We start from the raw sequence: 25169 nt of genomic DNA, 5'->3' as shown, positions 1-25169 counted from the left end.
CGGGTCGGAAGAACCCGAGGTCACTTGGCCCGAGGGTCGAGAGCGTCCCGCAGCCCGTCACCGAGCAGGTTGAAGGCGAGGACGGTGATGAAGATCGCCACACCGGGGACGATCATGTACATCGGGTCCGAGGAGTAGATCGGGACCGCGAGGGTCAGCATGCCGCCCCAGGACGGGGTCGGCGGGATCACGCCGACGCCGAGGAACGACAGCGCCGCCTCGAACAGGATGTTCGTCGGGATCAGCAGGGTCGCGTAGACCAGGATCGGCGCGACGAGGTTCGGGAGGATCTCCTTGAACAGGATGTAGGAGTTCCGGGCGCCCATGCTGCGGGCCGCGTCGACGAACTCGCGTTCGCGCAGCGACAGGGTCTGGCCGCGGATGATGCGGCCGATGTAGGGCCAGTTGAAGAAGCCGATGACGACGACGAGCACGCCGATGCGCAGCCCGTTGCCGCTCAGCCCGAACGAGCCGTCGGAGATGACGGCGACCAGCGCGATCGCGAACAGCAGCAGGGGGAACGCCAGGAACGCGTCCATCGCCCGGCTGATGAGCATGTCGACCCAGCCGCCGAAGTAGCCGGCGGTGATGCCGAGGATCGTGCCGATGACCACCGACAGCAGGGTCGCCAGGAACGACACCAGCAGCGAGATCCGGGCGCCGTGCACGATCCGGGAGAGCAGGTCGCGGCCGGTGCCGGGCTCGACTCCGAGGAGGTGGTCGGCGCTGATGCCGGTGTGCCAGATGCCGGTCTTCGGGCGGTTGTAGGTCGGGTCGATCAGGTTCTGGTGGTAGTCCAGCGGCGACTGCACCAGCAGCGGCCCGAAGATCGCCAGGAGGATCAGCAGGATGACGATGACGCCGCCGGCGAGCGCGACCTTGTCGCGCTTGAGTCGCATCCAGGCGATCTGGCCCAGGGAGCGTCCCTGGATCGCCTTGCCGTCGACACCGGCGAGGACCGCTTCCGGCTGCGCTTCGGTGTCGGACCCGGTCACCTCAAGGGGTGCGGCCACGCTCTGTACCTCCTACCGTCCGGCCACTGGTTCGGCCATGCCGCCGCCGGCGCGGTGACCGGCGGTCGCGGAGATCATCCGCTGACCCCGTGCCCGTTACGCCGCGTTTGCTGAAGGGAAAGGTAGCCCCTCGGCCATGACTGTCCATCCGTGAGCCGGGCTGCGCCAGTACCCGTATCTGAGTTGTGATCTCGTTGTCATCTCGGGCACACGTGCTCGGCGGCACTGTGGGCAAATCGCCCGAATAGTACGTTCGCCTGTGCCGTGCTCCGCAACACGAACGCGGTCTAGACCGGCAAGCTTTACCGTACTGAGTCCGTTCTGAGATCGATCGTCCGCAGGTCAGCGCCCCGGAACGCAGAAACGGCGGGCCGAGACGCCCCTGCTGGGGACGTCCCGGCCCGCCGCGGGCCCCGCCGGGGCGGGGCGTCAGGAGATGCCGCGGTCGCGCAGGATCTTCTCGATCTCCGCCATCTCGGGGTCGCCGGACGGCTGCGCGCCGCCCACCTCGCCCTTGGGCCTGCGGCCCGCGCGGCCCGCCGCCTTCGGCTCGTCCGCGCCGCGCGCCGCCGCGTTCCCGCCGGCCCGGCCGTTCCCCTCGGCTCCGGCGCGGCGGCTCAGCATCGCGCCCGAGGTCAGGTAGAGCAGGACGGCCAGTCCCGCCACCCCGACCCCGGCCCACTTCACCGGGCTGAACGCCAGATCCACGAAGAACTCGGTCACCCCGGTCATCGCCGCGGCCAGCGGCACCAGCGACAGCGCGGCGCCGCGCATCCCCGACGCCGCGCCGCGGCGCCGGTAGACACCCCAACTGATGACCAGCCCGACCAGGGTCACCCCGAGGCTGATCAGATCGATCGCCGTGTCGCTCATGTCGGCCCCTCACTCCGTACGGTGCTGCGCCGCCGGCCTGCCGCTCCGGTGCTCTCGTGCTCTCGTGCTCTGGTGGTTCGCCGGCGGTGCTCCCTCCATCGTCACACGTCCGGGCGCCAATCACGCTCCTCCCGGCGGACGGTTTCCGGAGATTCCGGTCTCCTCCTCCGGCGTGAACCGTCCCCTAGGGACCGCCCCCGAGGTCGCGGGCGCGGCCTGCCGCCGCGGGAGCAGGCCCCCGCTGCGCCGCCGCTCCGGCCGGCGTACCCGCCCGGCGGAGATCAACATCTCGCAACGGTTGGACGTCGAACCGGTCGAGCGGGCGGTCCCGGCGGCCCCCGGGACCTCATCCGACCAGCGACAACAGCCGCTGCAGGGTCACCTCGCGCAGCGAGCCGACCACGGTGCGTCCGGGCGCCGGCGGGATCGGCAGGACGTTCGGCACCGCGACCGTCACGCAGCCCGCCGCCTCCCCCGCCGCGACCCCGTTCGGGGAGTCCTCCAGCACGACGCAGCGGCCCGGGACCGCGCCCAGCCGGGCCACCGCGGTCAGGTACGGCTCGGGGTCGGGCTTGGTGCGTGCGACCTCGTCGCCGGCGACGCTGAGCGCGAAGAACTCCCGGCCGACGGCGTCCAGCACCGGCTCGATCAGCCGCCGGTGGCTGGAGGACACCAGCGCCGCGGTGACGCCCGCGTCCTTCAGCTCCGCGAGCAGCTCCTTGGCGCCGGGCATCAGCGGCACGCTCTCGCTCAGCCGCTCGTGCATGCCGTCCAGCATCCAGCGCCCGACCTCCTCCGCCGGGACGTCCGCGCCGGTCATCTCCAGCATGTAGTCGGCGGCGACGCTGAGCGACCCGCCCACCAGCGCCTTCTGGTGCTCCTCGTCCCACCGCCCGCCGAGCCGGGCGACCACCTCGAACTCGACCTCCAGCCAGACCCGCTCGGAGTCGACGAGCAGCCCGTCCATGTCGAACAGCACGGCCTGCAGGCCCCCGTGACCGTCCCCCACAACGTCCTTCCCTTCCTCGTCGCAGCCCCCGGCACGTCCCGGCCTCCGGATGGGCGGCGCTCCAGACTATCCGCGGGCCCGCGGCGCGCTCCGATGCGTCCACATGGCGGACCACGCCCCGCGGGGCCCCGGGCGGCGGGACCGGGCGGCGCCCCGTGGAACTGGACGGGCCGTGCAAGAAGACGGTGACGGATGGGTCACCCGACCGATAACGTGCCCCAGGAAACTACCAACGGGTAAGGGTAAGGAACGGCATGAGCGCGTACCGCATGATCCTCGTCGGCACCGACGGCTCGGACTCCTCGTTCCGCGCGGTCGACCGGGCCGCGCAGCTGGCCGCCGCCACCGGCGCCACCCTGCTGCTCGCCTCCGCCTACAGCCCGATGCCCGAGCGCGAGCGCGCCAGCGCCGCCGACCGGCTCGGCGACCTGGCCTACAAGGTGCAGGGCTCCACCCCCGCCGACGACGCGCTGCGCGCGGCGCGGGAGCGGGCCGTCGCCGCGGGCGCCCGCGACATCCAGCAGGAGTCGGTCGAGGGCGACGCCGTCGACGTCATCAGCCGCCTCGCCAAGGACCGCGGCGCCGAGCTGGTGGTGATCGGCAACCGCGGCCTCAACAGCCTCGCCGGCCGCATCCTCGGCTCCGTCCCGGCGAACCTGTCGCACCGCTCCCCGTGCGACGTGCTGATCGTGCACACCACCGACGGCAAGTGATCCGATCGTGACCCGCGTTCCGCCGCGGGCGTACAGCGCGGGCGTCTGGCGGCGGAACGGTGGGGTAGGTCACTGTCAGGACGTAGGCTGACAGCCACCGATCATGAGCGGGGCCCCCGACCCCGGGAATGAGACCCCCGCCGGTGACGCTGTACCCAGGCGTCGGAAGGAGGCAGCGCGTGATCGAGCTGGAGAGCGTGCCGGAGCTCGTCGAACCGGTGCTCGTGGCCGCCTTTGAGGGATGGAACGACGCCGGGGAGGCCGCCAGCGGGGTCATCCAGCACCTGGAGTCCAGCTGGGACGCGGTACCGGTCGCCGAGCTCGACCCCGACGACTACTACGACTTCCAGGTCACCCGCCCGATCGTGGAGATGGTCGACGGGGAGACCCGCGACATCACCTGGCCCACCACGCGCATTTCGTGGGCGCGGCTCCCGAACGGCAGGGACGTCGTGCTGATCCACGGCATCGAGCCGAACATGCGGTGGCGGTCGTTCTGCCGCGAGCTGGTCGGGCTGATGCTGGAGATGGACGTGCGGAACGTGGTGCTGCTCGGCGCGCTGCTCGCCGACGCGCCGCACACCCGTCCCGTCCCGGTCACCGGCGCCGCGTCCGAGGCCGGGCTGGTCAGCACCCTGCACCTGGAGCCCGCCCGGTACCAGGGCCCCACCGGGATCCTCGGGGTGCTGCAGGACGCCTGCGCCAAGGCCGACCTGGATACCGTGTCGCTGTGGGCGGCGGTTCCGCACTACGTCGCGCAGCCGCCGTCGCCGAAGGCGACGCTGGCGCTGCTGCGCCGCGTCGAGGACCTGCTGGACGTCACCGTCCCGCTGGGCGAGCTGCCCGAGGAGGCGCGGGCCTGGGAGAACGGCGTCAACGAGCTCGCCGAGGAGGACTCGGAGGTCGCCGAGTACGTGCGGACGCTGGAGGAGCAGAAGGACGCCACCGAGCTGCCGGAGGCGAGCGGCGACGCGATCGCCCGCGAGTTCGAGCGGTACCTGCGGCGCCGCGACCCGGGCTGACCCGGCCCCGGCCGACCCGCGGTCCCGCGGCCCGGCGGCGGCCGGTCAGTCCCCCGGCTCGTCCGGGCGCTTGACCGACGCGAACACCACCAGTGCGACGAGGACGCCCGGCAGCAATCAGCCCATGCGCCGGACCCTACCGTTCCTCAACGGTGTCCAGGAGTGTGCTTTGTGTCCATGTCCTGGTGCTGCGCGCGTCCCGAACGGTGTTGGACGTGCTGGTCGCCCGCGTTCTCGGTGCCCGCCTCCGGGGGCCTGCATCGTGTGCAGGCTCCATGACGGGGTGGCGGGGTCCCTCACGCCCTGGGGTACCCGGTCCGGCCTGGACGCTCCGATGCCCGCGATCATCGCTCTGGTGATGGCGGGGCGGTGCCGTCCGTCTCCGGATCGGGTGCCCCTAGGGCGCGTCTCGCGCACCGCCACCCCCGACGGCCCCGCCACCACGAACGGTGTGGCGAACCGTGCTGCCGACCGTGCTGCGGACGGGGGGTCCTCCCCACCACCGAAAACAGTTCGCAACATGGTCGGTACTTTAAGTTACCGCATTCGAACGCGCAATCGACATCATGCAGACAAGCCCCGAAGGCACGGCCCCGCCGTCGCCCATGGTCCGCCCGTCCCTCAGCACGCCGACCAACGCGTCCCGAACACCCCTCTCGACGCTTATGAAACCGCATGGACACTCAGACGCCAGCAGTTCCGACCCCGCTACACTCGCGGGGGTAACGGACCCGCCGGTGATGGCCCGCGCACGCCGACAAGTGCGCCCACCATGAGCATCAGCGATGTGAAGGGCGGCGCCGCCCGGAGGCGGTGACCCGCCCCGCCCGGCCGCCCGCGATCCGCGTGCGGACCCCCCGCGAGCTGCGGCGGCAGCGCCGCGGCCGCGCCCATTCCTGCTGGGACCATCTGATCGCCGCGCCGCTGTGGCCGCTGCACGGCGCGAACCTCGGCACCCTGCTGCGGACCTGCGACGCCGTCGGCGCGTGCCTGGCCGTGCCGCGGTTCCCGTGGGTGCCCGCCGCGCTGGAGCGCGGCAACACGCTGCGCCGCCCGGCGTGCGTGCACTGGGTGAACGACCCGCTCGGCTGGCTGGAGCGCGCCCGCGGCGACGCCGGCACCCGCGTGGTCGGGGTGGAGCTGGCCGACGAGGCGGTGCGGCTCGCCGACCTGCCCGCCGCGCGGACCCGGACCGTCGCCGTCCTCGGTCACGAGCAGCACGGCATCCCCGCCGAGGCCCTCGACCTGCTGGACGCGGCCGTCGAGATCCCGATGGTCGGGGACGGCAGCAGCCTCAACGTCGCCGTGGCCGGGTCGCTCGTCCTCTACAAGCTCGCCGGCCTGCTGTGAGCCGCGACGCCGCGGCCGTGCTCACAGGGCGACGCCGAGCAGAGCGTCGGCGAGGGCGCGGACCTGCGCCGGCGCCGCCTCGTCGGTGCCGTCCGCGGCGGCCCACGCGTCGATCGCGGCGAGCGCCGCCGGGGCGTCCAGGTCGTCGGCGAGGCGCTCGCGGACCGTCTCGGCCACCGGCCCCGCGGGCGGCCCGGACGGGCGCGCCAGGGCCGCCCGCCACCGGTCCGCGCGGGCGTTCGCGGCGTCCAGCTCCGCGTCCGTCCACTCCCAGTCGGAGCGGTAGTGGTGGGCCAGCAGCGCCAGCCGCACCGCCATCGGGTCGACGCCCGCCTCGCGCAGCCTCGACACGAACACCAGGTTGCCGCGCGACTTCGACATCTTCTCGCCGTCCAGGCCGACCATGCCGGCGTGCACGTAGGCGCGGGCGTGCGGGCGCTCCCCCGTCGCGACCTGCGCGTGCGAGGCGCCCATCTCGTGGTGCGGGAACGCCAGGTCCGACCCGCCGCCCTCCACGTCGAAGCCCATGCCGAGGTACTCGATGGAGATCGCCGAGCACTCCACGTGCCAGCCGGGGCGGCCCTCCCCGAACGGGGAGTCCCAGCCGGGCTCCCCGGGCCGCTTCGCCATCCACACCAGCGGGTCCAGCGGGTCGCGCTTGCCGGGCCGGTCCGGGTCGCCGCCGCGCTCGGCGAACAGCGGCGCCATCTCCTCCCGCGTCAGCCGGCTGACCTGCCCGAACGCGGGGTCCGCGGTGATCGGGAAGTAGACGTCGCCGTCGACCTCGTAGGTGGCGTCCCGGCCGCGCAGCTTCTCGATCATCTCGACGATCAGCGGGATCGCCTCGACCGCGCCGACGTAGCGCTCCGGCGGCAGGATCCGCAGCGCCGTCATGTCGTCGCGGAACAGCTGGATCTCCCGCTCGGCGAGCTCCCGCCAGTCCTGCCCGGTCTGCTGGGCACGTTCCAGAAGGGGGTCGTCGACGTCGGTGACGTTCTGCACGTAGTGCACCGCGTGGCCGAGGTCGCGCCAGACCCGGTTGACGAGGTCGAAGGTCAGGTAGGTGTTGGCGTGCCCGAGGTGCGTCGCGTCGTAGGGGGTGATCCCGCACACGTACATCCGCGCGGTCTCGCCGGGCTCCGTGGGCCGCACCGCGCCCGTCCCGGTGTCGTACAGGCTGAGCCGCCGCGCCGCGGCGGGGAGTCCCGCGTCGGTGAGGCTGGGGACGCTGGAAGCGGGCCACGATCGCATACGGAAAGCTTATCCATGCGTACCTCGCGGCATTACTCCGAGATCGCGTTGACCGTCCCGAGTGTCCGCATCGTGACCCGGCCCGGACGCCGTCACGACAGCCGGACCCGCGGATCCAGGAACGAGTAGCCGATGTCGACCAGCAGGTTCGCCACGATCACGAAGAACGTCACCATCAGCGTCACCCCGATGATCACCGGGGTGTCGCCGAGCGCGATCGACTGGTACACCAGTTGACCCACCCCCTGCAGCCCGAACACCTTCTCGGTGACGATCGTGGAGCCGATCAGCGCGCCGAGGTCGATGCCGAACTGGGTGACCACCGGGGTCAGCGCCGCGCGCAGGCCGTGCCGGTAGACGACGCGGCGCCGCGACAGGCCCTTGGCGCGGGCCGTCCGGACGTAGTCCTCCCCCAGCACGTCCAGCATCGCGCCGCGCGTCAGCCGCGTGTACGCCGCGACCATCAGGAACGCCAGCGCGATCCACGGCAGGATCATCCGGCGCCAGAAGTGCATCTGCAGCGGCGGGCCCGCCTCGAAGAAGTAGACGCCCGCCTCGCTCAGCTTGGTGGAGAACAGGTACAGCAGCACCAGCGCCATCACGAACGGCGGCGTCGACAGCCCGATCAGCACGAACACCGTCACCGTCCGGTCCGCCAGGCTGCGCGCCCGGGTCGCCGACAGCACCCCGGTGACGACGCCGCCGACGAACCAGATGACGCCGGCGCCGAACACCAGCCACAGCGTGGTCGGCAGCCGGTCCCCGATCAGGGTCGTCACCGGCTCCCCGTTGATGTAGGAGTCGCCGAGGTTCGCGTGCAGCAGCCGGCCGAGGAACTGCCCGTACTGCACGATGACCGGCTCGTCCAGCCCGAGGTTGCGGCGGATCTGCTCGAGGGTGTCGGTGGTGGCGCGCGGCCCGCCGATGACCCGCTCCACCGGGACGGGCGAGACGTGCAGGAACACGAACACCAGCGTGGACACCAGCCACAGCACGACGACCGCGTACAGCAGCCGGCGGATGACGAAGCGGATCACAGCGCGCTCACTTCCCCGAGGCCCGGTCGCCGCGCGGGTCCAGGGCGTCCCGGATCCCGTCGCCGAGCAGGTTGAACGACAGCGTGGTCAGCAGCAGCAGGACGCCGGGCACCGCCAGCAGCCACCACGCGGTCTGGAACACGTCGCTGCCCTCGCCGAGCATCGACCCCCACGACGGCATCGGCAGCCGCACCCCGACGCCGAGGAACGACAGCGTCGCCTCGAACACGATCGACGTCGGGATCAGCAGCGAGGTCAGCACGGTGACCTGCGCGACCAGGTTCGGCAGGATGTCCACGAACATGATCCGCGCGTTGGAGGAGCCGAGCGAGCGGGCCGCCTCCACGAACTCCTTCTGCTTCAGCGACAGCACCTGCCCGCGGATGATCCGGCCGAACGCCGCGAACGAGAAGAACGCGATCACCAGGATCGTCAGGGTCAGGCTGGCGCCGACCGAGGAGATCTGGAACGTGGTCGCCAGCATGATCGCCACCAGCAGGTAGGGCAGCGCGAGGGTCATGTCCATCAGCCGGGCCAGCAGCGTGTCCATCGCCCCGCCGACGAACCCGGCGAGCACCCCGACCAGCGTCCCGACGATCGAGGCGAGCACCGCCGACAGGATCCCGACCAGCAGCGAGATCCGCGCCCCGTAGGCGGCGCGGACCAGCACGTCGCGGCCGAGCTGGTCGGCGCCGAGCCAGAACGTGCCGGACGGGCCGCGCGGCTGCCCGTTCACGTCCAGGCCCGTCTTCGGGAACGTAGCGTCGTAGGGGTGGCCGGTCAGGTCCGCCCACACCGGCGCGAGGATCGCGAAGACCGCGATCAGGACCAGCACGACGATGGACGCGACCGCGAGCCGGTCGCGGCGGAACCGCGCCCACGCCAGCTGGAACGGGGTGCGGCCCTGCACCCGGGCGGGCGCGGTGCCCGCCGCCGGGTCGACCTCCTGCGCCTCGAGATCGGTGTAGCTGCTCATTCCTCCGCCTCCGGGAGTTCCGGCTGGGTGGAGACCTGCGCGATCGCCGCGTGCTTGTGCGCGAGGCGCTCGCCCGGCTCCACCGGGAAGTGGCAGGCCGTCACGTGGTCGGGCGGGTCGCCCTCGCGCGGGACCAGCGGCGGGTCCTCGCGGACGCAGCGGTCCGCGGCCTTCGGGCAGCGCGGATGGAACCGGCAGCCGGACGGCGGCTCGATCGGCGACGGGACGTCCCCGGTCAGCACGATCCGCTCGGCGCGCTCGGCTTCGTCCGGGTCGGCGATCGACGCCGCCGACAGCAGCGCCGCGGTGTAGGGGTGGCGGGGCCGGCCGTAGAGGACCTCCGCCTCGGCGGCCTCGGCGACCTTGCCGAGGTACATCACCGCGACCCGGTCGCTGACGTACCGGACGACCGACAGGTCGTGCGCGATGAACACGTACGTCAGGCCCAGCTCGTCCTGCAGGTCCTTGAGCAGGTTGATGACCTGCGCCTGGATCGACACGTCCAGCGCCGACACCGGCTCGTCGCACACGATCAGCTTCGGCTTGAGCGCCAGCGCCCGCGCGACCCCGATCCGCTGCCGCTGCCCGCCGGAGAACTCGGCGGGGAACCGGTTGTAGTGCTCGGGGTTCAGCCCGACGAGCTCCATCAGCTCCTGCACCCGCCGCTTGCGCTCGGCGCCGCCCGCGATCGAGTGCACCGCGAAGGGGTCGCCGATGATGGAGCCGACGCGGCGGCGCGGGTTCAGCGACCCGTACGGGTCCTGGAAGATCATCTGGACGTCGCGGCGGAACGCCTTCAGGCCGGCCCTGCCGAGCCGGGTGATGTCGTCGCCCTCGAACAGGATCCGGCCCGCCGTCACCTGGTGCAGCCCGGTGATGCAGCGCGCCAGCGTCGACTTCCCGCAGCCGGACTCCCCGACGATGCCGAGGGTCTCGCCGCGCCGGACCTGCAGGTCGACGCCGTCGACCGCGTGCACGCGGCCGATCTCCTTCTTGAACACGATCCCCTGCTTGATGGGGAAGTGCTTGTAGACGTCGTCGACTGCGACCAGGACGTCGCCCTGCCCGCTCGCGTCTCCGTTCATGCGGCGCCTCCGTCCCCGCGCGTCCCGCCGTCGTCCTCGCCCTCCGCCGGGCCGTCCCGGTCGGCGGCGCCGGTGTCCCCGCCGTCGCCGCCGTCGGCCGTGGCGTCGACCGCGCCGGAGGCCTCCGGGGCGCCGCCCCGCGCCGCCGCCGCGGGGCGCGCCCGCACGCGTCCCTCCTCGACGGCGCGGCGCCGCAGCCGCTCGGCGTCCTCGCCGAGCCCGAGGGCCTCCAGCGGCAGCCAGCACGCCGACACGTGCGTCGGGTCGTCGTCGCCGGTGACGGGGTCCAGGACCGGCTCGTCGGTGACGCAGCGGTCCATCACGTACTCGCAGCGCGGATGGAACACGCAGCCCGACGGGATGTCGATCAGGCTCGGCGGCTGCCCGGGGATCGGCCGCAGCCGGTCCGCGCCGGCCGCCGCCGACGGCGTCGACTGCAGCAGCCCCTTGGTGTACGGGTGGTGCGGGCGGTAGTACAGCGGGCGCCGCCGCGCCTTCTCCGCGGCCTTCCCGCCGTACATCACCAGCACGTCGTCGGCCATGTCGGCGATCACCCCGAGATCGTGGGTGATCATGATGAGGGCGGTGTCGTACTCGCGCTGCAGCCGCCGCATCAGGTCCAGGATCTGCGCCTGGACGGTCGCGTCCAGCGCGGTCGTCGGCTCGTCCGCGATGATCAGCTTCGGGTTCAGCGCCAGCGCCATCGCGATCATGGCGCGCTGGCGCATGCCACCGGAGAACTGGTGCGGGTACTCCTCGGCGCGCCGCGCCGGCTGCGGGATGCCGACGGTGCCGAGCATCTCCACCGCCCGCCTGCGGGCCGCGTCCCGGCCGGTGTCCGGCTCGTGCGCGCGGATCATCTCCTCGATCTGCCGGCCCACCCGGTACAGCGGGTGCAGGCTGGACAGCGGGTCCTGGAAGATCATCCCGATCTCGGCGCCGCGGATCCGGCGCATCCGCCGCTCCCCCGCGGTGAGCAGGTCGGCGCCCTCGAACAGGGCCCGCCCGCTCACCGTCGCGCCCGGCGTGAGGCCCATCAGCGTCTGGGTGCTGACGCTCTTGCCCGAGCCGGACTCCCCGACGATGCCGAGGGTGCGGCCCCGGTCCACCTCGAACGAGACGCCCCGCACCGCGCGCACCACCCCGTCCGGCGTGCTGAAGGAGACCCGCAGGTCGGTCACCTCGAGAAGACTCATCGACGCCCCTTCGCGTCCTGCATCCGGCCGGCCGGCGGCCCGCGCCCGCGCGGGCGGGGACGGGCCGGTGCCCGGGCGCGGCGCCGCCGGCGGTGCGTCCGGGCGCCGCCGGCTACGAGAGCTTGACCTGGTTGAGGTCGTACGCCTGGTACTGCGGCAGGTACTGCGCGTTCTTCACCCGCGACGAGTGGAAGATCGGGTACTTCTGGTTCATCAGCGGCACGACCGCGGCGTCCTGCATGATCTGCTTGTCGGCCTGCGCCCAGAACCCGGCCGCGGTGCCGGTGTCCTTGGCCTTCAGCGCCTGGTCGATGAGCGTGTTGACCTTCGGGTTGTTGTAGTCGCCGTAGTTGGTGGAGTTCGGCCCGTACTGGCGGCCGTCGAACAGCGGCACGATGTTGGTGCGGCCGTTGTTGCCGTACCAGTCCGGGACCCAGCCGGGTCCGGCGATGTCCCACTTGCCGGCCTTGGCGTCGGCGGGCGTCACCAGCGTGGTGTTGTAGAAGGTGCCGTTGGTGTCGGGCGTGAGGTTCGCGGTGATCCCGCACGCCTTCAGGTTCGCCTGCACCGACTGGGCGACCTTCGGGTGGTTGCTGGACACCCGGTAGGGGAACTTCAGCGTCAGCCCGCGGGGGTACCCGGCCTGCGCGAGCAGCTGCTTGCACTTGTTCGGGTCGCCGGCGTTGCCGGGCGTCGGGTACAGGTTGAACGGCTGGTAGCCGACGCTGCGCGGCGGGATGACCTGGTTCAGCACCTCGCTGACGTCCGGGCCGCCGTAGATCTGGATCAGCGCGGTCTTGTCGATCGCGTAGTTGATCGCCTGCCGGACCCGCGCCTTGCCGAGCGCGCCGTTGTTGTTGGGGCTGAGGGTGTTGAAGACGAGGTAGGGGTTGCTGGACGACCCCTCCATGATCTTGAAGTCGGGGTTGGACTTCAGGCTCGGGATCCGGGAGGTCGGCACCGGCTGGTCCCAGGCGAGGTCGGCGGAGCCCTGCTCCATCTGCTGCTGGACGACGTCGGGCGAGTCCTGCCCCATGGTGACCTGGATCCGCTCGGGGTTCTGCGCCCGGGTCGGGTCGGAGGCGGCCCTCCAGTTCTTGTTGCGGTCGAGGACGTACTGCTTGTTCGGCGTGTACGAGACGATCTGGTACGGGCCGTCGGAGATCGTGTGCTGGCGGAACTGGGGGCTGTCGGGGATGTACCCGTCGTACTCGGCCGGGGCGGCCGCCGCGAACTCCAGCGCGAGGATGTTGGTGAAGTCGCTCGCGGGCTGGGTCAGCCGGATGACGAGGGTCTTGTCGTCCTTGGCCGTCAGCCCGGCCACGTCGTGCCCGTTCTGGTAGGCGGCCATCGCGGACGCGCTCTTCGGGTCGACGCTCCCGTAGCCCTTGCAGAAGGCGCTCATCCCGGCGATGGTCTCGGTGTAGTACGCCTTGCCTCCGGACGGCTTGGCCGGGTTGCAGATCCGCTTGATCCCGCGGATGAAGTCCTGCGCGGTCACCTCGCGGGCCGGATTGGTGTTCCACAGCACGCCGCTGCGCAGCTTGATGGTGTAGGTCCTGCCGTCCTGGCTCAGGCCCCCGTTCTGGGTGGTGGGGAGCTCCTGCGCGACGTCCGGCTGCACCTTGATGGCGTCGTCGAAGTTGTTGGCGGCCTTGAACCCGAACAGCGTCCGGGCGAACTGGCGGGCGAGCATGTTGCCCCAGGTCGTGTAGACGCTGGAGGTGTCGAGGTGGTCGACGTCGGAGGACCCGACGACCTTCAGCGTGCCGCCGGCGCTCCCCCCGCCACCGCCGCCGCTTCCGCAGGACGCCAGCGCGAGCACCGCCGCGCCGAGCCCGGCGGTGACCGCCGCACCTCGCCTCACTGCTGTCATCTGCGCACTCCCCCCGTCTGCTGATGACCGACTGCCCCAGAGCGATCCGCGGGCCGGGCCCGCGCACGACACCCACGAAGATCGCATTAGGTAGTCAAATTAGCACCCAGCGTCGTGATCGCGGGGAGGCGGGGACGAAAACCGCCGCGGCCGGTCAGAGCACGCGGGTCCAGGCCGCCGCGTCGCCGGGGGCGGCGGAGAAGTCGTAGCGGACGCCGTCGGGGGTGAGCGCGGCGAGGCTGACGGAGGTGGTGCCCCAGACGCGGCCGTCGCCCATGTCCAGGATCGGCAGCAGCGCGCGGTGGTCGGCGCGCGGCAGCCCGTCGCCCTCCAGCAGCGGAAGCCACGCGCCCCACGCCGCCCGCACGTCCTCGCCGGACCCGGGCTCGGGCCTCGCGGCGGCGGCCAGGCGGGGGCGGAAGTGGGCGAGGCGGGCCGCCATGTAGGCGTCCTCGGTCTCGCCCTCCTGCTGGCCCTCGCCCTCGAGCCCGCTGTTGACGATCATGTGGAGGCCGCGGCCGAGGTCGCGTTCGGTGAGGTCCCGGCCGTCCCAGCTCCACAGCCGCACCCGGTCCGGTTCCGCGCCGACGAGGTGGAACGGGTCGAACGCGGCGAGCTCCAGCTCGCCGAGCTTGCCGTCGGCGGCCATCCGCAGCGGCAGCTCGCCGCGGGTGGCGCGGCCGTCCTCGGGCGCCATCCGGCCCCGCCCGTTGAGCACCAGCGCGACGCGCGGGGCGGCGGGCTCCACGGCGAACCAGGTGCCGCCGGCCCGCAGGTCGCGGCCGCCGACGAGGCCGGGCCGGTCGGGCCAGTGCCGCCCCGGCGGCTCCCACTCCCGGGCGATGAACTCGTCCCGCACCCCCGCGACGAGCACGGGGACGGGGGCGGAGGGCTCGACACCGATGATCGCCGTGCACATACCCCAATTGGAGCACTCCCCCCAAAACACCCCGAACCCCGGGGTCCCGCGAACCCGCGCGACGCGACCACGAGCAAGGCCAGGCCCGAGCCCGCGAAAGCCCGACCGCGCAGCGAGACCTTAGCGCCGAGTCGGACCTGGACGCCCGCAACGCTTGAACCGCGACCACGCGACAACCTCGAGCGCTGCGATCGCGTGCGAAGCCAGGTTCGAGCCTGCGAGAACCTGATCGCGCAGCGAGGCCCCCAGGGCCGAGTCGGAGCGATGCTAGCGATCGCCGCATCGCCCGCCGAAGGAAGGCCGTCTAGCGGCCTGACGCCAAGGGCGATGCAATCAAAGGGGCGGCCACGGGATGGCGGGCCAGTCCTCGGGCGGGTACGGGTGGATGCGGTGCTTGAGCATGAGCTCGACGCGGCGGCGGGTGGCGTCGACCTCGTCCTCGGTGAGCAGTTCGGCGAGGCGGGCGGCGAGGGGGCCGCCGCGCAGCGCGCGGTCGACGCGGGTGAGGGCCTCGACCGCCTCGGGGGTGAGCGGCTTGCCGCGCCACTGCCACAGCACCGTCCGCAGCTTGTACTCCACGGAGAAGCAGACGCCGTGGTCGCAGCCGTAGACGCGGCCGTCGCCGGGCGGCAGCAGGTGCCCGATCTTGCGGTCGGCGTTGTTGACGACGGCGTCGAACACCGCCATGCGGCGGATCGCGTCGTCGTCGGAGCGCGACAGCGCGACCAGGTCGATGTCGGGGTCGGGCTCGACCCACAGCTGCACCATGCCGGGCCCGTACGGGCCGTCGCGGTGGACGGTCGGGGGGACGGTGCCCCAGCCCATGGTCTTGGACACCTCGTAGGCGGCGACCTCGCGCTCGGCGAGGGTGCCGTCGGGGAAGTCCCAGAGGGGCCGCTCGCCCGCGACGGGCTTGTAGACGCAGGCGGCGCTGACGCCGTCGTGCTCGACCGTGCAGTACAGGGTGGCGTTGGAGGCCTGGACGAGGCGGCCCTCGATCGCCAGCCGGCCGCCCAGCAGCAGCCGCTCGGCGGCGGGGACGTCGCGGGGGGAGACCCGGTCGCCGGCGGGCTCGCCGGCGGGGGCCCGGTCCCGGGAGGACTGCGTCATGCGCTCATTCTCCCGGGCGGCCCGTCCTTGATCCAGTGCGGGTCCCGGTCAGGGGCGGCGGGGCCCCGCCCCGGTGTGCCGACCGCGCGCATCTCAGCCCAGGTATCCGTTCTGGCGGGGGCAGACGTGGCCATCGGCGTCCAGCGGCAGGCCGCACAGCGGGCACGGGGGCCGCCCGGCGGCGACCACCTGCAGCGCCCGCTCGGCGAACGCGCGGGCCTGGGCGGCGCTGATCCGGACCCGCAGCACCGCGATGGCGGGGTCGTCCTCGCCGACCTCGGCGTCCTCCTCGTCGCCTTCGGTGACCTCCTGCGCCTCGATGACGACCCGCTCGTCGTCGGGGTCCCAGGCGAGGGCCATCGTGCCGACCTTGAACTCCTCTTCGACCGGCTGGTCCAGCGGGCCGTCGTCGCGCAGCTCCGAGGGGGTGACGGCGGGGACGTGCGCCTCGCCGCCGCTGCGCCGCAGCACCTCGTCCAGCAGCTCCTCGAGCCGCTCCGCCAGCAGCGTGACCTGGAACTTCTCCAAGCCGACGCTGGTGACGCGGCGGCCCGCGCGGGCCTGCAGGTAGAAGGCGCGGTCGCCGGGGCGCCCGACGGCGCCGGCGACGAACCGCTCCGGCAGGTCGTAGGAGATGACGGGCATGGCATCGACCCTACGCGCCGCCGCCGACGACCGCGTCACTCGCCCCGGATCCGGTTTTCCCGTCATCGCCCTCGTCCGGCTTGGGGACGAGGGCCGCGACGTCGCCGCCGGTGTCGTTGAGGCGGACGACGAACGGCCGCAGCTCGGTGTAGCGGATCGCGGTCACCGACGCGGGGTCGGCCTGGATCCGCTGGAACTGGTCCAGGTGGAGGCCGAGGGCGTCGGCGACGATCGCCTTGATGATGTCGCCGTGGCTGCACACCGCGTACAGGGCGTCCGGGCCGTGCGCGGCGGCGACGCGCTCGTTCCAGTCGCGGACGGCGGCGACGGCGCGGTGCTGGGCGTCGGCCATCGCCTCGCCGTCCTCGCCGGGGAACCGGGCGGCGCTCGGGTGGGCCTGCACGACCCGCCACAGCGGCTCCTCGGCCAGCTCCTTGAGGGGGCGGCCCGTCCAGTCGCCGTAGCGGACCTCGCCGAACCGCTCGTCGATCTCGACCTTGTCGACGGCGCCGCCGGCGTCGCGGGAGTGGGGGGCGGCGACGGACTCGGCGGTCTCGACGCACCGGTCGAGGGGGCTGGAGACGACCGCGGCGAGCGGCAGCGCCGCCAGGCGCCCGGCGACCGCGGCGGCCTGCGCGCGGCCGCGCTCGTCCAGCCGCACGCCGGGGGTCCAGCCGGCGAGCACCGGGCCGGTCATAGCGGTCAGGCCGTGCCTTACCAGGAGAAGGGTCGTCACAACGGCCACTGTAGGAGATGCGCGGACCGGATGTGATCACCGGCGCGATTCCGCGCGGCGGACCGCATGCGCGACAATGCCTAGCGTGATCGTGGACAAGGCCATCTACGCGGGCGGCGTCCGCAGCGACATCGAGGGCGACATCAGCGACGCCTTCGACCTGGCGCGGGCGGACGGCGACTGCTTCCTGTGGATCGGCCTGTACGAGCCGGACGAGGAGGAGTTCGAGCTCGTCAAGGACGAGCTGCGGCTGCATCCGCTCGCCGCGGAGGACGCGGTGTCGGCGCACCAGCGGCCGAAGATGGAGCGCTACGACGACACGCTGTTCGTGGTGCTGAAGACGCTCGCCTACGTCGACGAGACGTCCGACATCGAGGTCGGCGAGATCATGGTGTTCCTCGGCGCGGACTTCGCGGTCACCGTGCGGCACGGCGCCGGCAATCCGCTCGGCCCCGTCCGCAAGCGGCTGGAGGAGGACAAGGACCTGCTCCAGCACGGCGCGACCGCGGTGCTGTACGCGGTGTGCGACGAGGTGGTGGACCGGTACGGGCTGGTCGCGCACGAGGTCGAGGTCGACATCATCGGGCTGGAGCGGGCGGTGTTCGACCCGCGGGCCCGCGACGTCACCGCCGACATCTACTCGCTGAAGCGGGAGGTGCTGGAGTTCCGCACCGCGGAGGACCCGCTGGTGCCGGTCCTGCGGGAGATCGTGAAGGGCCGGGTGTCGGAGTGCGTCGGGACCCGGGAGTACTTCCGCGACGTCCTCGACCACCTGCTGCGGGTGGACGCGCAGGTCGACGCGCACAACGAGCTGCTGAACAGCGTGCTGAACGCGCATCTGGCGCTGCTCGGCAAGCGGCAGAACGAGGACATGCGCAAGATCTCGGCGTGGGCGGCGATCATCGCGGTGCCGACCGCGATCGCCGGGATCTACGGCATGAACTTCACGCACATGCCGGAGCTGGCTTGGCCGTGGGGCTACCCGGTGGTGCTGCTGGTGATGGCGGCGATGTGCGTCCTGCTCTACCTCAGGCTCCGCAAGAGCGGCTGGCTGTAGGGCGCGGGCTAGTAGGCGGCGTCGCGGCCGGGCGTCCTGCCAGGGAGCAGCTCGGGCGGCGGCGCGGCCAGGAGCACGGCCCACAGGTGCGACTCGGCGCCCTGCGCCTCCAGCCGGCGGCGCACCCGCTCGACCCCGCCCCGGGTCGGCAGCGCCAGCCACAGTAGCAGCGGGTAGCCGACGGCGAACCCGGCGACGAACACGACCACGGCGTGCCCGATCATCGCCAGCGGGAGGCCCAGCAGGATCACGCCCTCGGCCAGCGCGAACCGCAGCAGCACCGCCTGCCGGAACTGCGTCAGCGCCAGCCGCGCCGCTGCGGGCGGCTCGGCGCCCGGCGGCATCGGCAGCGGGGCGCGCGGCCCGGCCAGTGCGGCGACCGCCGCCGCGAGCAGCAGCGGCGCGTAGATCCACGGCGGGGCGCCCCCGGCGGCGCCGCCGCGGTTGTCGACGATCAGCGGGGTCAGCGCGAGGATCAGCACCGGCGCGCCGACGAGCACCAGCATCATCAGCCGCATCCGCCCCAGCACCGTGGCGTTCCGGAGCGAGGCGAGATAGCCGGGGTCGTCGCCGGGGCCGGCGCCGAACACCGGGTCGGCGGACGGGCCGCCGTCGCCCTCCGGGAGGTGCTCGGAGTACGGGGGTGGGGCCATGGCCCGGCACTTTAGCCCGGCCGCGACCGCCGGAACAGATCCCATCGGGATCTCCGTGCCGCCGGTCCGCCGCGCCGGACGGACGGGACGGCGCGCGAGGGTCAGGTCGCCGAGATCGAACCGGCGGCGAGCAGGCCCATCAGGACGCCTCCGAGCGCCACCCGGTAGAACACGAACACGTTCGTGGAGTGCCGGGTGAGGAACTTCAGCAGCCAGGCGATGCACGCGTAGCCGACCACGAACGACACCGCGGTCGCGATCAGGGTGGGGACGACCTCCAGCGACCCGTCGAACGCCTTGCGCAGCTCGAACAGCCCCGACAGCACCACCGCGGGGATCGACAGCAGGAACGAGTACCGGGCGGCGGCCTCGCGGGTGTAGCCGAGGAACAGCGCCCCGGTCATCGTCGACCCCGACCGCGACGACCCGGGGATCAGCGCGAGCGCCTGGAACCCGCCGATGATCAGCCCGTCCCGCATGTTCAGGTCGGCGACCTCGCGCTTGCCGATGCCGGCCCATTCGGCGACCATCAGCAGCAGCCCGAGGACGATCAGCGAGGACGCGTTCAGCCACAGGTTCCGGGCGCCGTTCTCGATGAAGCCGTTGAGGGCGAGGCCGATGACCGCTACCGGGATCGTGCCGAGGCCGATGTACCAGCCGAGCCGCGCGTCCTGCCGCGGGCGCAGCTCCGGCGTCCACAGGCTCCTGGTCCACGTCGTCAGGATGCGGACGAGGTCGCGCCAGAAGTAGATGACGACCGCGGCCATGGTGCCGAGCTGGATGACGGCGGTGAACGCCGCGCCCGGGTCCTTCCAGCCGAGCAGTTTCGGCACGATGAGCAGGTGGCCGGAGCTGGAGATCGGCAGGAACTCGGTGAGCCCCTGGACGACCCCGAGCACGGTCGCTTCCACGACGTTCACGAGCGGCGGGTTCCCTCCGAATGCGAGATCGGCCACGGCGCCGACCCCGGTGAAGCGTATCCGCCGCGCGCCGCGCTCCGAATCCGGCCGCGCGCCGGCCTGCCCGCGGGATGCCCCGCCACCTGCGGCGACACCCCCGCCCGTCACCGGCGGGACCGATCATGCTCATGCCCCCGTCACCTGCCGTTCACCTGTCTCCGCGCACGTCACCGGGCCGGTGCGGACGGTGACGGCGCCGTGGGAGGGCCGCGATGACCGCTAGATTGACCGCCTATGAAGGAGCGTCACCTCGGGCGGAGCGGGCTGCTGGTGTCCCGGCTCGGGCTGGGCACCATGACGTGGGGCCAGGACACCGGCCCGGACGAGGCCGCGGCGCAGCTCGTGGCGTTCGCGGAGGCCGGCGGCACGCTGGTGGACACCGCCGACGTCTACTGCGACGGCGACAGCGAGCGGATCCTCGGGGCGCTGCTGCGCGAGGTCGTCGACCGCGACTCCCTGGTCGTCGCCACGAAGGCGGCGATCCGGCCGAACGGCCGCTACGACGGGTCGCGGCGGCACCTGCTGCGCGCCCTGGACGCGTCCCTGGACCGGATGGACCTCGACCACGTCGACCTGTGGCAGCTGCACGTCTACGACCCGGCGACGCCGCTGGAGGAGACGCTGTCGGCGCTGGACGAGGCGGTGGCGTCGGGCCGGGCCCGGTACGTGGGCGTGTCCAACTACGCGGGCTGGCAGGTGGCCAAGGCGGCGGCGTGGCAGCGCGCCTGGCCGGGGCGCGCCCCGATCGTGTCGGCGCAACTGGAGTACTCGCTGCTGAGCCGCGACATCGAGCGCGAGGTGGTGCCGGCGGCGCTGGACGCGGGGGCCGGGCTGCTGCCGTTCTCGCCGCTCGGGCGGGGCGTGCTGACCGGCAAGTACCGCACCGGCATCCCCGCCGGGTCGCGGGCCGCCGCGCCGCGCTTCGCCGACTTCGTCCAGCCGTACCTGGACGAGGAGTGCGCGCGGATCGTGGAGTCGGTGGTGACCGCCGCCGAGGGCCTCGGCGTGTCGCCGCTGAGCGTGGCGCTCGCCTGGGTGCGGGACCGGCCGGGGGTGGCCGCCCCGGTCGTCGGGGCCCGCACCGCCGCTCAGCTGGAGGCGATCCTGGACAGCGAGGACCTGACGCTGCCGAACGAGATCCGGTCCGCCCTGGACGACGTCTCCGACATGTCCCCGGCGCACCAGTGACCGCGCCCGCCCCGTGGCCGCCCGCGTGACCGCCCCCCGCGTGCCGGCCTGCGTGACCGGCTCCGCGACCGGCCCTGTGCCCGCTTCCGTGACCGGGCGGGCCGTCCGTGGCACGCTCGGGACGGTCCACCGCCAACCGTGAGAAGCCGCGACGGGAAGCCCGTGACCGACACCCCACCCGACATCGACAACTCCTCCTCCGAGTCCCCGCGGGAGCGGGCCGCGCGCGCCGCTGAGGCGCTGCGCGCGGCCGAGGCCGCCGGAGCCCGCGCCGCCGAGGCCGCCCGCCCGGACGGACCGCCGGCCCGCAGGGGGCCGGGCCGCAGGGACCCGCCCGCCCCGGGGCGCCCGCGCCCGCCGACACGCCCGCCGACGCCGGGGAGGGCCGGGCCGCTCTCGACGAGCTGTTCGCCTCCGCGGGCGTCCCCGCCGCCCTGGCCGCCCGGACGGCGGCGCGGCTCGGCCCGGGCGCCGCCGCGCGGCTGCGCGAGGACCCGTGGCGGCTGCTCGCCGTCCCCGGCGTCCGGCCGGAGCAGGCCGACCACTTCGCGCGCGCCCTGCTCGGCCCGGACGCCCGGCCCGGCGATCCCCGGCGCGGCGGCGCGCTCGTCCTGCACCTGCTCACCGAGGCGGCCCGCCGCGGCCACACCGTCACGCCCCTCGCCGACGTGGTGTCCGCGCTCGAGCGCGCCCGCGTCGCGGACGCGCGCGCCGCGGTCGAGGCGGCGCTGGACGGCGGCGAGGTCGTCACGCTCACCGAGGAGCCGGAGTTCGACGAGGAGTCCTTCGACGAGGACGCCGAGCCACCCGAGCCGGAGGAGACGCTCGGGCCGGCGCGGTGGGCGCTGGCGGAGGAGGCGGCGGCCGAAGGGTTCCAGCGGCTGACGCTCACCGCCGCGCCGCTGCCGGACGACGCGGCCGTCAAGGAGCTGCGGGCCGGGCTGCCCGAGGACCGCTCGCTCGCGCTCACCGCCGCGCTGCGCACCGGCGTCAGCGTGCTGCGCGGCGCGCCCGGCGCCCTCGCCGAGGCCGCCGCCGGCATCGCGGCCGCCGCCGCGTCGCGGGGGCTGCGCGCCGCGGTGGCCGCGCCGACCGAGCGGGCCGCCGCCGACCTCGCCACCGCGCTCCCCGAGGCGCTCCCCGGCGAGGGGACGGCACCGGTGGTGGCGAGCCTGCACCGCCTGCTGGAGCCGCAGGACGGCGCCGCGGCGGCGCCCGGCGCCGTCGTGTACGGGCGCGGGGAGCAGCGGCCGTTCGAGCTGGACCTGCTGGTGGTGACGGAGGCGGCGGCGCTCGACGTCGAGCTGTGCGCGGTGCTGGTCGAGGCGTGCCCGGACGGCGCGCACCTCGTGCTGTGCGCCGAGCCGGGCTCGCCGCCGCCCGCCGGTCCCGGCCGCCCGCTGGACGACCTGGAGGCCTCCGAGACCGTCCCGGTGGTCGAGCTGGACGCCGGGCCGCCGGCCGGTCCCGTCGCGGCGCTCACCGAGGCGGTGCGGGGCGGCGAGCTGGCGGCCGTGGACGCGCCGGGCCGCGAGGTGGTGATCGTGCCCGCGGGTGACCCGGCCGAGGCGGTGCACCGGGCCGTGCAGCTCGTCACCGACTCGATCCCCCGGGCGCTCGGGATCGCGGTGGAGGACGTCCAGGTCGTCGCGGCCGCCGCGGGCGGCGAGGCGGGCACCGCGGCGCTGAACGCGGCGCTGAAGGCGAAGCTGAACCCCGGGCCCGGCGCGTTCGGCGGGATGGACCCCGGCGACCGGGTGGTGGTGGCGGCGCCGCTGCCCTCGGCGGCGGTCGGCGAGACCGGTGTGGTGACCGCAGGCGGCCCGCGCGGGCTGGAGGTGGAGTTCCCCGGCGGAGCGGTGACGATCGCGCCGGCGGACGCGGCGCGGCTGCGGCACGGGTGGGCGGTGCCGGTCGCGCAGGCGCGCGGGACGCGCCGCCCGGCGGTCGTCGCGGTGCTGGTGCCGGACGGCCTGTCGCGGCCGCTGGTGGCCACCGCGTTCGGGCTGGCGCGCCGGCACCTGTCGGTGGTGCAGGCGGCCGGACCGGCGCTGGCCAGGGCGGTCAGGGAGACCGGGGCGCGCGAGCGGCGGACGCGGCTGGCGCGTCTGGTGATGCGGTAAAGAAAGCGCCGTGTCGCGGTTTACGGTCGGCCATTCATGGGGCACGATCTGACCAATTGGCGCGCGTTTTGACCGTGACCTCTGCGTCCTCCTTTCGTTGGACCAGATGTCAACAACAGCATCACCGGTAGGCGGAGGAGCGACATGCCCCAGCGGCTCAGGCGGCTCGGTACGGCTTCGGCCGCGGTCTCGGCGGGCGCCCTGGTCCTGGTCCTGGCCGCGCCCGCGGGCGAGGCGGCGGCGGAGACCTGCAAGAAGGGCACCGACCCGGCCAGCACCATCGAGAACTGGAAGTGCAACCTCGGCAACCTGCGCAAGGCGCTGACCCCGACACCGACCCCCACGCCGAAGCCGACGCCCACCGAGCAGACCAAGAAGCCCGCCGCCCCGAAGGCGCCGAAGAAGACCAAGGCGCCCGCCCGCAGTGGCAGATCAAGCGGATCGGGCGGATCGGGCGGATCGGGCTCGGCGCCGTCCGGCGGCGCGGGCGGCGGGGCGTCCGCGATGACCGGCGGCGAAGGCCTCAAACCCTACGACGGCAAGGCGCCCCTGCCCTCCTCCGGGCTGCCGGGCGTCCTGCCCACCCCCGAGATCGCGGCCGACCCGAACGCCTACCGCGCCGCCCCGGGCACCGCCGCGATGCCGCAGACGCGCCTCATCTCGCCCGTCGCGTCCTCCGAGCGCGACGGCGACCAGATGCTCTGGGTGGCCGCCGCCGCGGGCGCCGCGGGCGCCGTGGCCGCGCTCAACATCAGCGTCGCGGGCCGCTCGCTGCGCCGGTCCGCCGCCGCCCGCCGCCGCTGACGCGAACACGAAAGGCCCCTCCCCCGGTCGGGGGGAGGGGCCTCGTCATCCGCCCGGACTACACGTCCGGCGCGCCGATCGAGTGCAGGCCGCCGTCCACGTGGACGATCTCGCCGCTGGTGGCGGGGAACCAGTCCGACAGCAGCGCCACGCACGCCCGCGCGGTCGGCTCGCTGTCCTTGATGTCCCAGCCGAGCGGCGCCGCCTTCGGCCACAGCTCCGTCATCCCCTCGAACCCGGGGATGCTCTTGGCCGCCATCGTGGCCAGCGGGCCCGCCGCGACGAGGTTGACGCGGATGCCCTGCGGGCCGAGGTACTTGGCCAGGTACCGGGCGCACGACTCCAGGCCGGCCTTCGCCACGCCCATCCAGTCGTACACCGGCCACGACTTGGTGGCGTCGAAGTCCAGGCCGACGACCGAGCCGCCGCCCTTCATCAGCGGCAGGCACGCCATCGTCAGCGACTTCAGCGAGTACGTCGAGGCGTGCACCGCCGTCGCGACGTCCTCCCAGGGCGTCTCCAGGAAGTTGCCGCCGAGCGCGGTCTGCGGCGCGAACCCGATCGCGTGCACGACCCCGTCGAGGTGGTCGAAGCCGTGCGCGCGCAGGTTGCCCTCGAGGGCGTCCAGCTGCTCGGTGTTCATCACGTCGAGCTCGATGACCGGCGGCGGGTTCTCCGGACCGGACGGCAGCCGCTTCGCGGTCCGCGCGGTGAGGGTCGGCCGCGGGTAGGCGGTCAGCACCACCTCGGCCCCCTGCTCCTGCGCGACCCGCGCGACGTGGAAGCCGATCGAGGCGTCGGTGAGGACGCCGGTGACCAGGATGCGCTTGCCTTCGAGGATTCCCATGCCGTCAGTGCCCCATTCCCAGGCCGCCGTCCACCGGGATCACGGCCCCGGTGATGTAGGCGGCGTCCTCGCTCGCCACGAACGCCACCGCCTTCGCGACCTCCTCGGGCCGCGCGATCCGGCCCAGCGGGATCGCCGCGGTGATCCCCTTCTGCTGGTCCTCGGTCAGCACCGCGGTCATGTCGGTGTCGACGAACCCCGGCGCGACCACGTTCACCGTGATGTTGCGCGACCCCAGCTCGCGAGCCAGCGACCGCGCGAACCCGACCAGGCCCGCCTTGGACGCGGCGTAGTTCGCCTGTCCCGGCGAGCCGAGCAGCCCGACCACCGACGACACCAGCACGATGCGCCCCTTGCGGGCCCGCATCATCCCCTTCACGCCGCGCTTGGCGACCCGGAACGCGCCGGTCAGGTTGGTGTCGAGCACCGAGGTGAACGACTCCTCGCTCATCACCGCCAGCAGCGTGTCCTTGGTGATGCCCGCGTTGGCGACGAGCACCTCGACCTTGCCCTGCTCCGCCTCGACCTTCGCGAAGGCCGCGTCGACGTCCTCGGCGCTGGTCACGTCGCAGCGGACGCCGAACAGCCCCTCCGGGGGCTCGCCCGACCGGTAGGTGACGGCGACGGCGTCGCCCGCCGCGGCCAGCTCGCGGGCGATGGCCAGGCCGATGCCCCGGTTCCCCCCGGTCACGAGGACAGAGCGACTCATCACGACCCTCTCGTAGGC

24 protein-coding genes are annotated in these 25169 nt (G+C 73.5%); 7 read left to right on the top strand and 17 right to left on the bottom strand.

Annotated elements, in window-relative coordinates:
* Positions 1-20 precede the first annotated feature (20 nt).
* The 3 genes from F8568_RS08760 to F8568_RS08750 all read right to left on the bottom strand — a co-directional run bounded on the left by F8568_RS08760 (position 21) and on the right by F8568_RS08750 (position 2895).
* A complete protein-coding gene (locus F8568_RS08760; protein ID WP_151592985.1) occupies positions 21-1013 on the bottom strand; it encodes an ABC transporter permease in 993 nt (330 codons plus the stop codon).
* A gap of 429 nt (positions 1014-1442) precedes the next feature.
* The gene (locus F8568_RS08755; RefSeq protein ID WP_151592984.1) at positions 1443-1886 is read right to left on the bottom strand and encodes a hypothetical protein; all 444 of its coding nucleotides are present in this window, start codon (positions 1884-1886) and stop codon (positions 1443-1445) included.
* 346 nt (positions 1887-2232) lie between these two features.
* On the bottom strand, positions 2233-2895 hold the full coding sequence (locus tag F8568_RS08750) for an HAD family hydrolase (protein ID WP_328600780.1): 663 nt from the start codon (positions 2893-2895) through the stop codon (positions 2233-2235).
* A 254-nt stretch (positions 2896-3149) separates the two neighbouring features.
* Here F8568_RS08750 and F8568_RS08745 point away from each other — a divergent pair, with 254 nt between their 5' ends.
* The 3 genes from F8568_RS08745 to F8568_RS08735 all read left to right on the top strand — a co-directional run bounded on the left by F8568_RS08745 (position 3150) and on the right by F8568_RS08735 (position 5980).
* Complete coding sequence (locus F8568_RS08745; protein WP_151592983.1) at positions 3150-3608, top strand: universal stress protein; 459 nt, start codon at positions 3150-3152, stop codon at positions 3606-3608.
* A gap of 179 nt (positions 3609-3787) precedes the next feature.
* Positions 3788-4630, top strand: a complete 843-nt coding sequence (locus tag F8568_RS08740) for a PAC2 family protein (protein ID WP_151592982.1) — start codon at positions 3788-3790, stop codon at positions 4628-4630.
* An 813-nt stretch (positions 4631-5443) separates the two neighbouring features.
* Entirely contained in the window at positions 5444-5980 is a 537-nt protein-coding gene (locus tag F8568_RS08735; RefSeq protein ID WP_151592981.1) for a TrmH family RNA methyltransferase, read from the top strand.
* A 21-nt stretch (positions 5981-6001) separates the two neighbouring features.
* On the opposite strand, the gene mshC is transcribed toward F8568_RS08735, so the two are convergent.
* The 10 genes from mshC to F8568_RS08685 all read right to left on the bottom strand — a co-directional run bounded on the left by mshC (position 6002) and on the right by F8568_RS08685 (position 16811).
* Entirely contained in the window at positions 6002-7231 is a 1230-nt protein-coding gene (mshC, locus tag F8568_RS08730; RefSeq protein ID WP_151592980.1) for a cysteine--1-D-myo-inosityl 2-amino-2-deoxy-alpha-D-glucopyranoside ligase, read from the bottom strand.
* Positions 7232-7323: 92 nt separating this feature from the next.
* Entirely contained in the window at positions 7324-8268 is a 945-nt protein-coding gene (locus F8568_RS08725; RefSeq protein WP_151592979.1) for an ABC transporter permease, read from the bottom strand.
* A gap of 7 nt (positions 8269-8275) precedes the next feature.
* Positions 8276-9244, bottom strand: a complete 969-nt coding sequence (locus tag F8568_RS08720) for an ABC transporter permease (protein ID WP_151592978.1) — start codon at positions 9242-9244, stop codon at positions 8276-8278.
* Entirely contained in the window at positions 9241-10329 is a 1089-nt protein-coding gene (locus F8568_RS08715) for an ABC transporter ATP-binding protein (protein WP_151592977.1), read from the bottom strand. The genes F8568_RS08720 and F8568_RS08715 overlap by 4 nt, the downstream gene beginning before the upstream one ends.
* Positions 10326-11525 (bottom strand): ABC transporter ATP-binding protein, encoded by a 1200-nt coding sequence (locus F8568_RS08710; RefSeq protein WP_151592976.1) that lies wholly within the window; start codon positions 11523-11525, stop codon positions 10326-10328. Before F8568_RS08710 ends, F8568_RS08715 begins: the two co-directional genes overlap by 4 nt.
* Positions 11526-11637: 112 nt before the next feature.
* Positions 11638-13401, bottom strand: a complete 1764-nt coding sequence (locus F8568_RS08705) for an ABC transporter substrate-binding protein (RefSeq protein ID WP_151592975.1) — start codon at positions 13399-13401, stop codon at positions 11638-11640.
* 154 nt (positions 13402-13555) lie between these two features.
* Positions 13556-14320, bottom strand: coding sequence for an NRDE family protein (locus F8568_RS08700; protein WP_151592974.1), 765 nt, complete (start codon positions 14318-14320; stop codon positions 13556-13558).
* Positions 14321-14653: 333 nt separating this feature from the next.
* The gene (locus tag F8568_RS08695; RefSeq protein ID WP_151592973.1) at positions 14654-15430 is read right to left on the bottom strand and encodes an SCO1664 family protein; all 777 of its coding nucleotides are present in this window, start codon (positions 15428-15430) and stop codon (positions 14654-14656) included.
* Between the two features lie 93 nt (positions 15431-15523).
* Positions 15524-16075, bottom strand: a complete 552-nt coding sequence (locus F8568_RS08690; RefSeq protein ID WP_151592972.1) for a DUF3090 domain-containing protein — start codon at positions 16073-16075, stop codon at positions 15524-15526.
* A gap of 10 nt (positions 16076-16085) precedes the next feature.
* Complete coding sequence (locus F8568_RS08685) at positions 16086-16811, bottom strand: histidine phosphatase family protein (RefSeq protein WP_151592971.1); 726 nt, start codon at positions 16809-16811, stop codon at positions 16086-16088.
* Positions 16812-16896: 85 nt separating this feature from the next.
* Between F8568_RS08685 and corA the strand changes: the two genes are divergently transcribed.
* Positions 16897-17868, top strand: coding sequence for a magnesium/cobalt transporter CorA (gene corA, locus F8568_RS08680; protein WP_151592970.1), 972 nt, complete (start codon positions 16897-16899; stop codon positions 17866-17868).
* Between the two features lie 8 nt (positions 17869-17876).
* On the opposite strand, the gene F8568_RS08675 is transcribed toward corA, so the two are convergent.
* Positions 17877-18521: a hypothetical protein gene (locus F8568_RS08675; protein WP_151592969.1), complete on the bottom strand. Its 645-nt coding sequence runs from the start codon at positions 18519-18521 to the stop codon at positions 17877-17879.
* A 101-nt stretch (positions 18522-18622) separates the two neighbouring features.
* Positions 18623-19441 carry an undecaprenyl-diphosphate phosphatase gene (locus F8568_RS08670; RefSeq protein ID WP_151592968.1) on the bottom strand — a complete coding sequence of 273 codons (819 nt, stop codon included), beginning with the start codon at positions 19439-19441 and terminating at the stop codon, positions 18623-18625.
* A 273-nt stretch (positions 19442-19714) separates the two neighbouring features.
* Here F8568_RS08670 and F8568_RS08665 point away from each other — a divergent pair, with 273 nt between their 5' ends.
* The 3 genes from F8568_RS08665 (at position 19715) to F8568_RS46635 (ending at position 23595) form a co-directional block, all read left to right on the top strand.
* Complete coding sequence (locus F8568_RS08665) at positions 19715-20668, top strand: aldo/keto reductase (RefSeq protein WP_151592967.1); 954 nt, start codon at positions 19715-19717, stop codon at positions 20666-20668.
* Between the two features lie 404 nt (positions 20669-21072).
* A complete protein-coding gene (locus tag F8568_RS08660; RefSeq protein WP_151592966.1) occupies positions 21073-22791 on the top strand; it encodes a helix-hairpin-helix domain-containing protein in 1719 nt (572 codons plus the stop codon).
* A 144-nt stretch (positions 22792-22935) separates the two neighbouring features.
* Entirely contained in the window at positions 22936-23595 is a 660-nt protein-coding gene (locus tag F8568_RS46635) for a hypothetical protein (RefSeq protein WP_151592965.1), read from the top strand.
* A gap of 58 nt (positions 23596-23653) precedes the next feature.
* Here F8568_RS46635 and fabI read toward each other — a convergent pair whose 3' ends face one another.
* A complete protein-coding gene (gene fabI, locus F8568_RS08655; protein ID WP_151592964.1) occupies positions 23654-24442 on the bottom strand; it encodes an enoyl-ACP reductase FabI in 789 nt (262 codons plus the stop codon).
* 4 nt (positions 24443-24446) lie between these two features.
* Positions 24447-25151, bottom strand: a complete 705-nt coding sequence (locus tag F8568_RS08650; RefSeq protein ID WP_151592963.1) for a beta-ketoacyl-ACP reductase — start codon at positions 25149-25151, stop codon at positions 24447-24449.
* Positions 25152-25169: the final 18 nt, after the last annotated feature.

It is taken from the genome of Actinomadura physcomitrii (genome assembly GCF_008923205.2).
Classification (GTDB): Bacteria; Actinomycetota; Actinomycetes; order Streptosporangiales; family Streptosporangiaceae; genus Spirillospora; species Spirillospora physcomitrii.
The sequence above is the reverse complement of the archived record's forward strand: the minus strand, read 5'-3'. Positions and strand labels throughout refer to the sequence as shown.